The following is a 14,548-nucleotide window of genomic DNA, read 5'->3' as shown; positions in this document are numbered from 1 at the left end:
ACAATGCCGCCTTTTGTCACACGAGGCGCGCCTGCCCATGGACCCCAAGCTGTTCCTGACCATCTTCGCCGCCGTCTTCGTGGCGGAACTCGGCGACAAGACCCAGCTCGCGACGATGCTGTTCGCCGCCGATCGCGAGGTGAGCAAGTGGACGGTATTTTTTGCCGCCTCCGCGGCGCTGATTGTGGCCTCAGCCATCGGTGTCCTCGCCGGCAGCCTGCTCTCGGCCTGGATCAGCGAAAAAGTACTGGCCTACGTGGCAGGGACCGGTTTTATCCTGATTGGTGCCTGGACGCTCTACCAGGCCTGAACCCGGAGAAACGCCCGTGAGCCAACTGCACATCCGCCCAGTTCGTCCCACCGACTGCCCACTGATCCTGCGCTTTATCCGCGACCTCGCCGAGTACGAGCGAGCCCTGGAAGAGGTCGAGGCGACCGAGGCGCAACTGCAGCAGCTGCTCTTCGGCGACAACCCGAAGGTGCACGGACTGATCTGCGAGAGCGACGGCGAGGCCGTGGGCTTCGCCCTGTACTTTTACAATTTCTCCTCCTGGCTCGGCCGCCTGGGTATCTTCCTGGAGGACCTTTACGTCGACCCGGCACACCGCGGCAAGGGCGCCGGCAAAGCCCTGCTCCAGCACCTGGCCAGGCAGGCGGTCACCGAGGGCTGCGGCCGCTTCGAGTGGAACGTGCTGGACTGGAACGAGCCGGCCATCCGCTTCTACGAGTCCTTTGGCGCCCGCCCCCAGTCGGAGTGGGTGGGCTACCGCCTGACTGGCGAGGCCCTGGAGCGCTTCGCCGGCGAATAACACGGCAAAGGGCACCGCCCGGACTGCCGCCAGCCCCGATCACCACAACCGCCGACGCGATCCTGCCGTCGGCGACGCACCTGCGACAGAACGCGGCTACGCCGCGACGAGGTGCGCTGCCTGCAGCGAAAAAGCCCCGTATACTGGCGCCATGCAATTCCAGCAGCTGCTACAGGACAAACGTTACCTGTTCTGGCTGCTCCAGCTAGCCGGCTGGAGCAGCTGGGGCTTTTCCTATTACCTGGGCATTCTGGTCTGGGGCGACCCGCCGGACAACTATTTCTGGTACCTGCCGGTGGTCAGTGCCATCGGCATCCTGATCACCCTGGCCCTGCGCCTCGCCTATCGTGCGACCTGGGAGGCATCCATCCCCGTCCGGGCACTGGTGGTGCTGCTGGGTTCCTACCTCGCGGCCGCCACCTGGATGCTGATTCGCGCCAGCATCTTTTTCTCCTTCTGGCCCGACCAGCTGAAAAGCCGCGGCGAAGACCCCATGCCCTGGTACGGCTACCTGGACGGAACGGTCTCCGCCTTCTGGGTGATGCTGGCCTGGAGTGCCCTGTACATCGGTATCAAGTATTACCTGCTGATGCAGGAAGAGAAGCAGCGCGGACTCGCCGCCATGGCGATGGCCCACGAGGCGCAGCTGAAAATGCTCCGCTATCAACTCAACCCGCACTTTCTGTTCAATACCCTCAACGCCCTTTCCACCCTGATTCTGGAACAGGAGACCCGCCAGGCCAACGACATGGTCACCCGACTGAGTCGCTTCCTGCGCTACTCCCTCGACAACGATCCCAAGCTGAAAGTGACGGTGGCCGAGGAAATCAAGGCCCTGCAGCTCTACCTGGACATCGAGAAGGTGCGCTTTGGCGAGCGCCTGCAGCTCTACTTCGATGTCACCCCCGACGCCAGCCATGCGCTGATGCCCTCACTGTTGCTGCAACCGCTGGTCGAGAACGCCATCAAGTACGCCATTGCCACCCGCCTGGAAGGCGGCAGCATCGCCGTCAGCGCCCGGGTGGCCGGCGATGAGCTGTTGCTCTCGGTGGCCGACGACGGTCCGGGCCTGGACCTGCGCAACGGCCGCACGCCCAAGGGCGGCGGCGTCGGTATCACCAACTGCCGTGAGCGCCTGCGCGCCCTCTACGGCGAGGCGCAGTCCTTCCGCCTGACGGCTACCGAGCCCCACGGGCTGACCATCAGCATTCGCCTGCCACTGGAGACGGAGAGCACCACGTCATGAGCCCCCTGCGCACCCTGATCGTCGACGATGAGCAACTGGCCCGCCGCGGCCTGGCCCTGCGCCTCAAGGCCTTCCCCGAGGTTCAGGTGGTGGGGGAATGCAGCGACGGCCAACAGGCCCTGCTGGCCATCGCCGAGCACGAGCCGGAGCTGGTGTTCCTGGACATCCAGATGCCCGGCATGAACGGCTTCGACGTCATCGCCCACCTGCAGGGGGACACCCTACCGATGATCGTCTTCGTCACCGCCTACGACACCTACGCGGTGGAGGCTTTCAAGGTGCACGCCGTCGACTACGTGCTCAAGCCGGTCGAGGAGGAGCGCCTGCAGGAAGCCATCAGCCGCGCCCTGGAACATCGGGAGCAGCGCGAGTCGGCACGCAGCAAGGAGCGCCTGGTGGAGCTGGTGATGGGGCTGACCGGCGCCAGCGCGCGCTCGGTGGAGGACATGGCCGCTGGCGATGACAGGTCGCGACAATGGCCGGAGAAAATCAGCATCCGCGACGGCAACGACATCCACCTGGTGCGCGTGGACGACATCCGCTGGATCGACGCCGCGGGCGATTACATGTGTCTGCATACGCCTGCCGGCACCCATATCATGCGCAGCACCATGAAGCAGCTGGAATCGATGCTGGACCCGGAGCGCTTTGTGCGGGTGCACCGCAGCACCATCGTCAACGCCCGGGACGTGGTCGGCGCCCATACCCTGGAAAGCGGCGACATGCTCCTGCACCTGGAAGGTGGCGCACGGGTCAAGGTCAGCCGCGGCTGCCGTGAGCGCGCCCGGGAGCTGCTGGAAGCGTAGCGGCCGAGGCACCGTTCAGGCTCTGCCCGGCGCTTGCCGGCCTGCCTCCGTTTCCCAGCGGTCGTCTACTTCAGCGCGAAGTCGCAGCCGGGTGTCGCCGGCGCCAGCACTCTCTTCGTCACTGCAGACCTCGCCGATCACCGCCGCCTGGCGATAGCCCTCGTCCTGCAGCTGCCTCAACAGGTCATCCGCTGCCGCCGGTGGCGCCCCGAGCAGAAGGCCTCCGCAGGTCTGGGGGTCACAGAGCAGTTGGCGCCGCGTGCTGTCCGCTCCGGGGGGCAGTTCCGCCAGCACCTCGTTGTCAGCCTGGGCAGTACTCAGGATCCCGTTTTCCAGGCAGTGCAGTGCGCCAGGCAACACCGGCAGTGCCGCGAGATCCAGGCTCGCCGACTGGCCCGGCAAGAGCATTTCCCGCAGGTGTCCGGCGAGGCCAAAACCGGTGATGTCAGTCGCAGCGCTGACGCCAGCCGCCACCGCCAGTCGCGCGGCCGACGCATTGGAAAGCAGCATGCTCTCCAGGGCCGCGGCAATATCGCGCCCGTCCGCCCGCGCCTGCATGTGCGCGGCGAACAGGGTGCCGGTCCCCAGGGGCTTGCAGAGAATCAGGCGGTCGCCCGCAACCAGCCCCCGTTTCGGCAGCAGGTGGCCATCGACGGCCATCGGTTCGCCCTGCACTGCGAAACCCAGGGCCAGTTCGTGCCCCTGCAGGCTGTGACCGCCCAGCAGTTTGCAGTCGGCGGCGGCGAACTCGTGCAAGGCCCCGGCCAGTAGCTGTTCCAGCTCGCGCTCCTGCAGGTCCGGGCTGGCAAAAGGCAGGGTCAGGGCCGCCAGGGCGGACAGGGGTCGCGCACCACAGGCATGCAGGTCGGACAGGGCGTGCAGGGCGGCCAGGCGCCCCATCAGCCAGGGGTCCTCCACCAGGCCGCGCAGCAGGTCGAGACTCTGCACCTGGCGCCCGCTGGCCGGCAGGGGCATGGCGACCGCGTCATCCGCTTCCGCCGGGCAGTGCTCGGGATAGTCCCGCCGCAGGCGCGCAAGGGCATTCCCCAGGGCACTACCGCCCACCTTGGCACCGCAACCGCCACAGAAAGCCTGCGCCCGGGGCTGTGCCTCGGGCAGCCTCTCCGGAGTGGTGGTCGGCATGGCCTCGGGCAGGTCGGAGAAGCGCGCCATGAAGCGCCGGTCGATGCGGTCCTTCCAGCGCCAGACCCAGGCACCGCTGGCAGTGAGCAGGCCGCGATCCGCCACCGCTCGCCGCTCGCCGAGGGAGAGCAGCGAGAGAAAGTGCCGCTGGGGCCGATGCTGACGCAGGGGCCGACCCAGCAGCTGGGCGCGCAAATTGTGCGCCAGCACAGGTGCCTGACGCACCGCATAGACACCAGCCTTGGGCCGTGGATGGCGGGTCTGGGTGGCCACATCCCCGGCGGCAAAAATCGCCGCCTCGCCCTCGACCCGCAGGGTATCGTCCACCGCCAAAAACCCCCGGGCATCGGTGGCCAGACCACTCTCCTGGAGCCAGGGAACGGGGGCCGCGGCGGTACACCAGAACAAGGCGTCCTGGGCCAGTTCCCGGCCATCGTCCAGCTCGATCCGGTCCCGCTCGACAGTGCTTACCCGGGCACCGCAGTAGGCGGTGACACCGGCTTGTGCCAGTGCCCGCGCCACCGCGCGTCGCGCCGCGGGCCGATAGCCGGGCAGCAGCTCCGGGGTTCCGCAGATCAGGTAGAGCGTGACCGGTGCATCGCGCAGACGATGGGCCATGGCGAGCACCAGCTCCACCGAGCCGGCACCGCCGCCAACCACAGCGATCCGGCGGGGACGGCCGTCGGCGAGCTCACTGGCGAGTGCCAGCCAGCGCGACCACAGCTGCGTCACCGGCTTGACCGGAATGGCGAACGCCCGCGCACCGGGCACGCTGTCCAGCTCCGGTTGGGAACCGATATCGATGCTGAGCAGGTCGTAGCCCAGGGACGGGCGACCGGCCAGGTGGACCCGTCGCCGTAGGGCGTCGACCCCGGTGGCCTCGGCGGTGACAAAGCGCACGTCGGCCCACTGGCAGAGCCGCGCCAGGTCGATGTGGGTATCCTCGAAGCGGTAGTGGCCGGCTATCAGGCCCGGCAACATGCCCGAGTAGGGGGTGTGGCTGGCCGGAGACACCAGGGTGATACGCAGGCCCTCGACGGGCCGCATGGCGAGCATGCGCAGGGCGAGGGCGTGGGCGTGGCCACCGCCCAGCAGCAGCAGATCCCGGCGCCGGATCACCGGACTCAACAAGCCGCCAGCTCCCGGGCGAAGTCGATCACGGCCTGGCGCGAACCGCGAAACAGAATCTCGCCCTGACGCTGGTCCAGCTGGTAACGATACATCGGATCGTAGTAGTCGCGGAGCAGGGCGTCGATCCAGGCGCGGTGCGCGTCGATACCGCGCCCAGCCACCTGGGCAGCAAAAGCCGCCTCCATCAGGGCGCGAAGACGCTGGTGGCGGGCGCCGCCGAGGCGCTTGCGGATGCGGTCGAGACCGTCCAGCAGGCGCTGGCGGTGCAGGGCATCACCGGCCTCAGCGCCCAGGCGTGCGCGATAGCGCTCACCCAGGTCGAGAATGTAATCCTCCAGCACCACCTGGGTCCGCGCCTCCACCGGCTCCTCCACCAGCACCAGCGGGGCCTCGTGCATACGCTGGCGCAGGCTTTCCGGCAGCGCGATGCGGCCGATCAGGCGCCCCTCGTCCTCGAGAAAAAGCGGACGGGATGATGCGGCTTCACCTGCGGCGGCCAGGCGCCGCAGCAAGGCGATACTCAGGGCGTTCTCGAAATCGATCTGGCTCGGCTGGGGCTCGGGAAGGTGGCCAAAGCTGGAGCCGCGATGGTGGGCCAGGCCCTCCAGGTCAATCGATTGATCCAGCGCCTCGACGACCCGGGTCTTGCCACAGCCAGTGGCCCCGGCGACCAGCACCAGGCGTGCCTGCGCCAGGCCGTGTTCCAATTCGTCGATCAGGAAGCGGCGCAGGGCCTTGTAGCCACCGCGAACCCGCGGCACCACCACACCGGCTTCCGCCAGCCAGGCCTGCACCGTCTGCGAGCGCAGCCCCCCGCGCCAGCAATAGAGCACGCCTCCCGGATGATCCCGTGCCCAGTCCAGCCAGTCGGTCATGCGCGCTTCGCGCACGGCGCCGGAAACCAGCCGGTGGCCCAGCTCGATCGCCGCGGCCTGACCCTGGCGCTTGTAGCAGGTGCCGACCTGCGCGCGCTCGTCGTCAGTCATCAGGGGCCGGCTGCTGGCCGCGGGGAAACTGCCCCGCTGGAACTCGCCGGGAGAGCGCAGGTCGAGAAACGGCACACGCCCCAAGAAGAGGGCGCGGTAATCGTCTATCAGGGGCAGGTCGACCATGTCATCGTTCCGGTACCAACCTATTCCGCCTCGCCGCCGAACAGCGCCATCACACGTTCCTGCAGGCCGGTGATGGCACTGGACATCAGGGCGAAGTCCGCGTCCAGTCGCACCGCGAGGTCGTCTTCCGCAACGTCGTCGTTTTGACCGACCAGCTCTTCGGAAAACTTCAAGCGGCGCAAGCAAAGGTCCTCGGCCAGAACCAGGTTGACCCGCTCTTCCCAGTTCAGGGCCAGCTTGACCACCTGGCGCCCGGCGTTTAGATGAGTCTCCACCTCTTCCCCCAGAAGATCAACGCCCTTGCAGCGGACCACGCCACCCTCGTCGCCCGGTTCGCGCAGCTCGCACTCCTCGCCCAGGGCAAAATCCGCCGGCAGGCTCTGGTGGGCCAGCCAGCCGGTCATGGTCGCGGTCGGTGCCTCGTTGACCTGGGGCAGCAGCACCGGGAAGCTGCCGATGCACTCCCGCAGCGTATTCAGCAATTCCTCGGCGCGGGTCGCGCTGGATGCATCCACGAAGATCCAGTTGGCGCGGGTGTCGATATAGGCATAGAGGCTATTGGAGCGCGTGAAGGCCCGGGGCAGGCAGTCGAGGACAATCTCGTCCTGGAGTGTGAGCCGCTCCTTGCGATAGACCTTGCGCGCCTGCTCTTCCTCGATAGCCGCCACTTTTTCCTGCAGCATTTCCTTGACCACGGCCGGTGGCAGGATGCGCTCCTCGCGTTTCATCCGCAGCAGCAGACGGCCATCCACCGGGTGCACCAGGGCGGTGGTTTCACCCCCCAGGGCAGGGACCCAGCCGAGGGAGGACGGCTGGGTGGCGCCGCAGTGCTGGAAGGCGCGCTCGGCCAGCAGCTCCTCGAGCTGCTCCGCAGAGAGAGTAAACGGACTGGTGAGCCGGTAGGCCCGGACATTCTTGAACCACATGGAGGGAACCCCAAACCTGCAAAAGGGCCGCATTGTACCGCAGGCCGCTCGCCACCCCCATCCACCCCGAACGCCCATCGACGGGCCGATGCCGCCAACGGGCTGAAACTGAGACAGCGGGACGGGAGAAACCCCCGCGGCGTTCAACAATTTGCGCCGCAATGTTTGTCAGCCGGCCCCCGCGGGGCTTAAATGCCAGCTCTTTTTTGCACACGCTTGACAGGAGCCCGCCATGACCAGCCCCCAGCGCACCAGCCCGCAGCACCCCCGCAGGCTGCGGGACATCCAGGAGTGGCACCTGGAGACCGACGTGGCCATCGTCGGCTTCGGTGGTGCCGGTGGCTGTGCAGCCATTTCCGCGGCGGATGCCGGCGCCGAGGCCATGATCTTCGAGCTGGCCAGCGCCAGCGGCGGCTCCACGGCCCTGTCCAGTGCCGAGATCTACATGGGTGGCAGCGGCGGCACCCGGGTGCAGAAGGCCTGTGGCTTTGAAGACAGCACCGAGGACATGTACACCTACATGATGGCCGCCGCCGGCCCCCAGGCGGACGCCGAGAAGATTCGCAATTACTGCGAACGCAGCGTGGAGCACTTCGACTGGCTGGTTAACAACCTGGGCGTACCCTTCAAGGACAGTTTCCACGCCGAACGCGCGATCATGTGCCTGACCGATGACGGCCTACTCTTTACCGGCAGCGAGAAAGCCTGGCCTTTCCGCGAACAGGCCAAGCCGGCGCCCCGGGGCCACAACCTCTACATCGAGGGCGACAACGGCGGCCCGCTGTTCATGAAGATCGTCACCGAAAACGTCGAAAAGCGCGAACGCATTCAGGTGCACTATGAAACCCGTGCCCTCACTCTGATTGTGGATGAGGATGGCCGCGTCAGTGGCCTGGTGGTGCGCCAGAACCAGCAGGAACTCAACGTGCGCGCCCGCAAGGGGGTAATCCTCTGCGCCGGTGGCTTCTGCATGAACGAGGAGATGGTGCGCAGGCACGCCCCGATGCTGACCCGCGGCACCCAGCCGATCGGCAACCCCGGCGATACCGGCAGTGGCATCCAGATGGGCATGGCCGTGGGCGGCGAAGCGGTCAACATGCACGAAGGCTTCATCAGCCTGCCCTTCTACCCCCCGGCCAGCATGACCTACGGCATTGCCATCAACGACAAGGGCCAGCGCTTCATCAACGAGGATGTCTACCACGGCCGCCTCGGCGCCTACGCCCTGCAGCAGCCCTCCGAGCGCCTGTACATGGTGCTCACCGTAGAGCAATACGGCGAATACGAGAAGGTCAGCTACCTCGGCGCCCCGGTAGCGGGCACCGGAGAAACCGTCGCCGAACTGGAGGAAGAACTGGGCCTGCGCGCCGGCAGCCTTGAAAACACCCTGCGCATCTACAACGAAGACTGCGCCCAGGGCGAGGACAGCCAGTTCCACAAGGCCGCGGAGTGGCTGCAGCCCCTGGAGCCGCCGCTGGTGGCCCTGGACCTGACCCCGGGCCGCGGCGCTTTCGTGCCCTTCTTTACCCTCGGCGGCCTGGACACCCTGCCCACTGGTGAAGTAGTAAACAGCGCCCGGGAGCCCATCCCCGGGCTCTACGCGGCGGGCCGCACCGCCTGCGGTATTGTGCGTCGCGCCGAGGGCTACAGCAGTGGCATGTCGGTGGGGGATGCGACCTTCTCCGGGCGCCTCGCCGGGGAACAGGCAGCCAAATCCGCCGACTGATTGCCCCGACCAAGGCACCGTCGAAGCAGCCGCCCGGCGGTATGCGTCGCCACTAGCCTGCCCGACACCCCGGGGCTTGTTCCCCGGGGCCAGGCTTTCTACCATGGCGAGTTCACTCACACGAGGATCCCGCCATGCGTTTCCTGCACACCATGGTCCGCGCCCGTGACCTGGACGAAACCCTGGACTTCTACTGCAACAAGCTGGGGCTGACGGAAATCCGTCGCCACGATTCGGAAAAAGGCCGCTTCACCCTGGTCTATCTCGCCGCGCCCGATGACCGGGAGCGCGCCGAGGCGGAGAAAAGCCCGGAACTGGAGATCACCTGGAACTGGGACCCGGAGACCTACACCGGCGGCCGCAACTTCGGCCACCTGGCCTACGAGGTGGAGGACATCTACGCCGCCTGCCAGCGCCTGATGGATGCCGGGGTCACCATCAACCGCCCGCCCCGCGATGGGCACATGGCCTTTGTCCGCTCCCCGGACGGCATCTCCATCGAGCTGCTGCAAAAGGGCAAGGCGCTGCCAGAGCAGGAGCCCTGGGCTTCCATGCCCAATACCGGCACCTGGTAGGCCGCCCTGGGGACGCCGGCCCGCCATCGCCCGGCCGGCCCTTCCGCAACAGGGAGACTGGGCCTGCCTGCGGCGGGCACCTCAACTGCGCAGAAAACGCAGAATCCAGTGACCGATGCGCTCCGACTCCGGCACCTGTTGCAGTGAGGCCACGCCCTGCTGGTAGACCGCCTCGCCGATGGCCTCGCGCCGGTAGTCCAGCAACTCGCGGCTGTAACCGGGCACGAACTCGGGGTGCCCCTGGAAAGTCAGTATGTGCTCACCAACCTGACACACCGCATTCTCGCAGAACTCGCTGCCGGCCAGCACGACGGTGCCGGGGGCCGGCTGCACCACCTGGTCCTGGTGACTGACGATGACCGAAAAGGCCTCGGAACCGCCGTCGTGCCAGCCGGGCTGCGTGCGGAAACGGTGGGAGTGCAGGCCCACGCCCCAGCCCTTGGCGGACTTTTCCGTGCGTCCACCCAGGGCGTGCGCCACCAGCTGATGGCCAAAGCAGATCCCAACCAGCTTCTTGCGCCGGCGGTCCAGTTCGCGCACAAAATCCATCAGCCGGGCAATCCAGGGCTTGTCCTCGTAGACGCTGCTCTTGCTGCCGGTGATCAGGTAGGCGTCCACCTCGTCGATATCCTCCGGGTACTCGCACTCCTCGACGTCGTAGACCCGGAACTCCAGTGAGGGGTCAAGGCGCCCCAGGAGGGCCATGAACATGTCCGGGTATTCCCCGTAGTCCGGCACCCATTCGGGGCGTACCGCGTCCGTCTTCAGAATGCCGATTTTCATGCCTGACTCCTGAGAAACGCACGGCGCGACGCCGCGCGGGCCTGCGTCGCCGTCTCGTGCCAATGGAAACCCCGTATTCTGTCCACCCGTTACGGGGCTGTCCATACCACTTCCGGGCAGGTGGCCCTGCGGCGGGCTCGCATTGTCACCAAACTGTCACGCAAGTGTCATCGAGCTGCCATGCACAGCCGCAACACTGGGCTCATGAAAATGCTCACCGCCATACACCAGATCGACCTGCGCCTGCTGGCGGGGATCTTCCGCCAGGGTGAGCGGCGCGCGGTGCGGCCACTGGCCCGGGCGATCTCGCGCTCCGGGGACGGTTACTTGCATGTGCTCCTGCCAGCCCTGCTCTGGCTGGCACAGGTCGAACAGTGGCTGACCTTCGTGCAGTTATTGGGTTTGGCACTGCTGGTGGAACGCTGCCTGTACTGGAGCCTGAAGAACAGCCTGCGCCGGCCGCGGCCACAGGCCTCGGTCCCGGGCTTTCGCAGCCTGGTCACGGCGGCGGACCAGTTCAGCTTTCCCTCGGGCCACAGTTCCGCGGCCTTCCTGCTGGCCACCTGCGTGGTCATCATCTGGGGCGGCCCCCTGCTGGCGCTCTACGCCTGGGCCGCAATGGTGGCCTTGTCCCGCGTGCTGCTCGGGGTGCACTTTCCCGGCGACACCGTGGCGGGCGCGCTGATGGGTACTGCGATTGCCCTGGCCAGCGCCAGCACCCTGGGGCTGGCGTGAAGCTGCTCTACGGCGTACAGGGAACCGGTCAGGGGCACATCAGTCGCGCCCGGGCCATGGCCGCCGCCCTGCGCCACTACGATGTCGAGGTCACCTGGCTGTTTTCGGGCCGCCCCCGGGAACAGCTGCGGGACATGCAGCCCTTCGGCGACTTCCTCTACCGCCGCGGTCTGACCTTTGTCACCCGCGCCGGCCGCTTGCGCTATCTGCCCACGCTGCTCAACAATCACCTGCCACAGTTCCTCCGCGACGTGCGGACACTGGACCTGGGCGCCTATGATGCCGTCGTGACGGACTTCGAGCCGGTCACCGCCTGGGCCGCGCGGCGCGCTGGCATCCCGGCCATCGGCATCGGCCACCAATACGCTTTTACCGGCGAGACGCCGACAGTCGCCGGGCACTGGCTGGCGCGGCTGGTCCTGCAACAGTTTGCCCCGGTAAGCCAGGCCATCGGCCTGCACTGGCACCCCTGGGCCGGCAACATACTGCCACCGATTCTGGACCTCCCGGCAAGGCCGGCCGTCAAGCGCAACAGCGCCGCCCCGGTCATTGTCTACCTGCCCTTCGAGGACCAGGCGGCAGTAACCCGCCTGCTGCAACAGTTCCCGGCACAGCGCTTCCACCAGTATGCCCCGGCCCTGACCGAGGCACAGTGCGACAACGTTGCCCGCCGGGCCACCAGTGCCACGCGATTCAAGCGCGACCTGGCAGGCTGCGCGGGCGTGATCTGCAACAGCGGCTTCGAACTCATCAGTGAGTGCCTGCAGTGGGGCATTCCGGTACTCACCCGCCCGCTTGCCGGGCAGATGGAGCAGCAATCCAACGCTCTCGCCCTGCGAGAGCTGGGTTACGCCCGGGTCGTGCCCACGCTCGAACCGTCGCACCTCCAGGACTGGCTTGAGCGGCGTCAGCCGCCACCGGCGCTGCATTTCCCCGATGTCGCGGGACGACTCGCCCGCTGGCTCGCCGAGGGAGCGCATACCCCGGCCGGGAACCTCGCTCGCCAGCTCTGGCAGGACAGTCAAGTGTCGGCGGGCCCGCCCCCGGAGACCCGGACGCCGGAAGCCCGGACGCCGGAAGCCCGGACGCCGGAAGCCCGGACGCCGGAAGCCCCGACGCCGGATGGCCGCACGCCCACAGCCCGCCAGTTGGGCCAGGCCGCCGGATCGGTTAGCCTGACGCCTCTTTTTGGCGGTGGGCAGGCATGGGTAGACAATCAATTCCGAGAATAGCCGCACTGCTGTGCTGGCTGACGACTGGTACAGGAAGCGCGCTCGCCGCACCGCAGATGCCGCCCGAAGCCGCTGCGCCGACAAACGCGGCAGCTGAAGCCGGGGGACGCTCAAGCCCAGCACATCCCGGCTATGTCGGGAGCGACAGCTGTCGGAGCTGTCACAGCGACGCCTATCAGGCCTGGCAGGGCTCTCACCACGACCTCGCGATGCAGCCGGCGACAGCCGACAGCGTGCTGGGTGACTTCGACAACGCCCGCTTCACGCACCGCGGCGTGACCACCACCTTCCGCCGGGAGGGTCAAAACTTTATCGTGCACACCGCCGGAGAAGACGGTCGCATGGCCGACTTTCCGGTGCGCTATGTATTCGGGGTCGAGCCCCTGCAGCAGCTGTTGCTGCCCCTGTCCCGGGGTCGCCTGCAGGCCTTCGATATCGCCTGGGACAGCCGGCCGGCAGCGGTGGGGGGCCAGCGCTGGTTCCACCTCAACCCGGAGGAGGTGGGTGACCACAGTGACCCGCTGCACTGGACCGGCCCCTACATGAACTGGAACACCCAGTGCGCCGAGTGCCACAGCACCGACCTGGAAAAACGCTACGATCCGGACAGTCGCACCTACGACAGCCGCTACGCCGAGGTCGACGTCGCCTGCGAAGCCTGCCACGGGCCGGGGGCACAGCACATCGCACAGGTGCGTGGCGAGAGCGACAGGGAGCTGCCACACGTCGGCTTTCCTGTAGACCTGTCCCAGCGGGGCAACTGGGCCTTCGCCGACGGGGAGCCAGTGGCCCGGCGCCAGAGTGAACTGGCGCACCCCGGGCAGGTGGATACCTGCGGCCGCTGCCACGCCCGGCGCGGCACCCTCGGCGACTACCATCACGGCCAGCCTCTGCTGGATACCCACCGCCTCAGCCTGCCGCGGCCACCGCTCTATCATTTTGACGGCCAGATTCGCGACGAAGTCTACGTCTACGGCTCCTTCCTGCAGAGCCGCATGCACCGGGAGGGGGTGGTCTGCAGCAACTGCCACGAGCCCCACAGCCTCAAGCTCCGCGCCGAGGGCAATGGCGTCTGCGCCCAATGCCACCGCCCGGAACGCTACGACACTCCGCAACACCATCATCACCCGGTCACCAGCAGCGGCGCCGCCTGCGCCAACTGCCACATGCCCGAGACCACCTACATGGTGGTCGACCCGCGCCGGGACCACAGCCTGCGCATTCCGCGACCAGACCTCAGCGTGGTCATGGGCACACCCAACGCCTGTAACCAGTGCCACCGAGAACAGTCCCCGGAATGGGCCCTGCAGGCCCTGCGCGACTGGGGGCAGGCACCGGAGGGTACCGCGGACCATCCCGCCCGCGCCCTGCAGCAGCTGGCCGCGGGCAACCGCAGTGTCGTGCCAGGGCTGCTCGATCTCGCGCAGGGGGACAGCGAAGCGCCGATACAGCGGGCGGCGATACTGGAAGCCCTGGGCGAAGCGGGCGTGGCCGCCGAACCCCTGACACCCCTGCTGCGTCACGATGACCCCATCCTGCGCCTGGGGGCGGTACAAAACGCCGCCAGCCTGCCGCCCCGGGAGCGCTATGCCCTGCTGCGGGAGCGCATCGCCGACCCGGTTGCCAGCGTACGCCTGGCGGCGGCCGAAGCCCTCGCCGACATTCCCCTGGCGGCACTTCCCGACACCGAAGCGCAGGCCCTGGAAACACTGTTCCGGGAGTACCGGAAAACCTACCGGGCCCACACCGACATGCCCGGCGTTCAGTTGCAGCTGGCAATCTTCCTCAGCCAGCGCGGCGACCGGGTGGCGGCAGAAGCCGCCTACCGCGCGGCACTGGCCAGTAATCCGCAGCTACTGGCGGGCTGGCTGAACCTGGCCGACCTGCTGCGGGCCGAAGGGCGTGAAGCGGACGCCCGGGACGCCCTGGAGCAGGCACTCGAGCTGGCCCCGGACAGCGGCCAGGCCCTGCATGCCATGGGTCTGCTGGAAGTCCGCGCCGGGAACCGTGAAAGCGCCCTGGACTACCTGCGCCGGGCCGCCGAGCAGGAAGACACCGGCACCCGCTACCGCTATGTCTACGCGGTGGCCCTGCACGACAGCGGCGCGGAGAAACTGGCGCTGCAGCAGCTGCGCGCCCTGAACAGCGCGGCGCCAGGCCAGGAGGAGATTCTGCTGGCGCTGGTCAGCTACAGTGAACGGGCGGGAGAAGCCGCCGCTGCGCTGATTTACGCGCGGGAATTGCAGTCCTGGTTTCCGGACAATCCGGACTACCGGCAACTGGTCTGGCGCCTGCAGCGCCTGACCGGGGAGTAGTCGAGGTCG

The 14,548-nt window shown here is 67.6% G+C and carries 13 protein-coding genes; 9 read left to right on the top strand and 4 right to left on the bottom strand.

From position 1 onward, the window contains the following. Positions 1–37: 37 nt before the first annotated feature. The 4 genes from ACYVGS_RS11980 (at position 38) to ACYVGS_RS11965 (ending at position 2,861) form a co-directional block, all read left to right on the top strand. Positions 38–310 carry a TMEM165/GDT1 family protein gene (locus tag ACYVGS_RS11980; RefSeq protein ID WP_460588922.1) on the top strand — a complete coding sequence of 91 codons (273 nt, stop codon included), beginning with the start codon at positions 38–40 and terminating at the stop codon, positions 308–310. A gap of 16 nt (positions 311–326) precedes the next feature. Continuing rightward, positions 327–809 (top strand): GNAT family N-acetyltransferase, encoded by a 483-nt coding sequence (locus ACYVGS_RS11975; protein ID WP_460588921.1) that lies wholly within the window; start codon positions 327–329, stop codon positions 807–809. A gap of 151 nt (positions 810–960) precedes the next feature. Beyond that, positions 961–2,055: a sensor histidine kinase gene (locus ACYVGS_RS11970; RefSeq protein WP_460588920.1), complete on the top strand. Its 1,095-nt coding sequence runs from the start codon at positions 961–963 to the stop codon at positions 2,053–2,055. After that, the gene (locus ACYVGS_RS11965) at positions 2,052–2,861 is read left to right on the top strand and encodes a LytR/AlgR family response regulator transcription factor (protein WP_460588919.1); all 810 of its coding nucleotides are present in this window, start codon (positions 2,052–2,054) and stop codon (positions 2,859–2,861) included. Before ACYVGS_RS11970 ends, ACYVGS_RS11965 begins: the two co-directional genes overlap by 4 nt. Positions 2,862–2,876: 15 nt before the next feature. On the opposite strand, the gene selD is transcribed toward ACYVGS_RS11965, so the two are convergent. The 3 genes from selD to rdgC are packed head-to-tail and all read right to left on the bottom strand — an operon-like array spanning position 2,877 to position 7,173. Further along, positions 2,877–5,123: a selenide, water dikinase SelD gene (gene selD, locus ACYVGS_RS11960; protein ID WP_460589256.1), complete on the bottom strand. Its 2,247-nt coding sequence runs from the start codon at positions 5,121–5,123 to the stop codon at positions 2,877–2,879. Positions 5,124–5,128: 5 nt separating this feature from the next. Next, positions 5,129–6,247, bottom strand: coding sequence for a tRNA 2-selenouridine(34) synthase MnmH (gene mnmH / locus ACYVGS_RS11955; RefSeq protein ID WP_460588918.1), 1,119 nt, complete (start codon positions 6,245–6,247; stop codon positions 5,129–5,131). 20 nt (positions 6,248–6,267) lie between these two features. Beyond that, positions 6,268–7,173 carry a recombination-associated protein RdgC gene (gene rdgC / locus ACYVGS_RS11950; protein ID WP_460588917.1) on the bottom strand — a complete coding sequence of 302 codons (906 nt, stop codon included), beginning with the start codon at positions 7,171–7,173 and terminating at the stop codon, positions 6,268–6,270. Between the two features lie 232 nt (positions 7,174–7,405). On the opposite strand from rdgC, the gene ACYVGS_RS11945 reads away from it, so the two are divergent. Then, a complete protein-coding gene (locus ACYVGS_RS11945; RefSeq protein WP_460588916.1) occupies positions 7,406–8,899 on the top strand; it encodes an FAD-dependent oxidoreductase in 1,494 nt (497 codons plus the stop codon). 134 nt (positions 8,900–9,033) lie between these two features. Then, positions 9,034–9,474, top strand: coding sequence for a VOC family protein (locus ACYVGS_RS11940; protein WP_460588915.1), 441 nt, complete (start codon positions 9,034–9,036; stop codon positions 9,472–9,474). An 81-nt stretch (positions 9,475–9,555) separates the two neighbouring features. Here the strand turns inward: ACYVGS_RS11940 and ACYVGS_RS11935 are convergent, their stop codons facing one another. After that, positions 9,556–10,257, bottom strand: a complete 702-nt coding sequence (locus tag ACYVGS_RS11935; RefSeq protein ID WP_460588914.1) for a type 1 glutamine amidotransferase family protein — start codon at positions 10,255–10,257, stop codon at positions 9,556–9,558. Positions 10,258–10,461: 204 nt separating this feature from the next. Between ACYVGS_RS11935 and ACYVGS_RS11930 the strand changes: the two genes are divergently transcribed. From ACYVGS_RS11930 to ACYVGS_RS11920, 3 genes are all read left to right on the top strand, one after another. Further along, the gene (locus ACYVGS_RS11930) at positions 10,462–10,992 is read left to right on the top strand and encodes a phosphatase PAP2 family protein (protein ID WP_460588913.1); all 531 of its coding nucleotides are present in this window, start codon (positions 10,462–10,464) and stop codon (positions 10,990–10,992) included. Further along, a complete protein-coding gene (locus tag ACYVGS_RS11925) occupies positions 10,989–12,224 on the top strand; it encodes an MJ1255/VC2487 family glycosyltransferase (protein WP_460588912.1) in 1,236 nt (411 codons plus the stop codon). The genes ACYVGS_RS11930 and ACYVGS_RS11925 overlap by 4 nt, the downstream gene beginning before the upstream one ends. A 209-nt stretch (positions 12,225–12,433) precedes the next feature. Then, positions 12,434–14,539, top strand: coding sequence for a HEAT repeat domain-containing protein (locus ACYVGS_RS11920; protein WP_460588911.1), 2,106 nt, complete (start codon positions 12,434–12,436; stop codon positions 14,537–14,539). The last annotated feature ends 9 nt before the right edge of the window (positions 14,540–14,548 follow it).

It is taken from the genome of Haliea atlantica (genome assembly GCF_054779855.1).
This window is presented reverse-complemented; position numbering and strand designations above follow the sequence as displayed.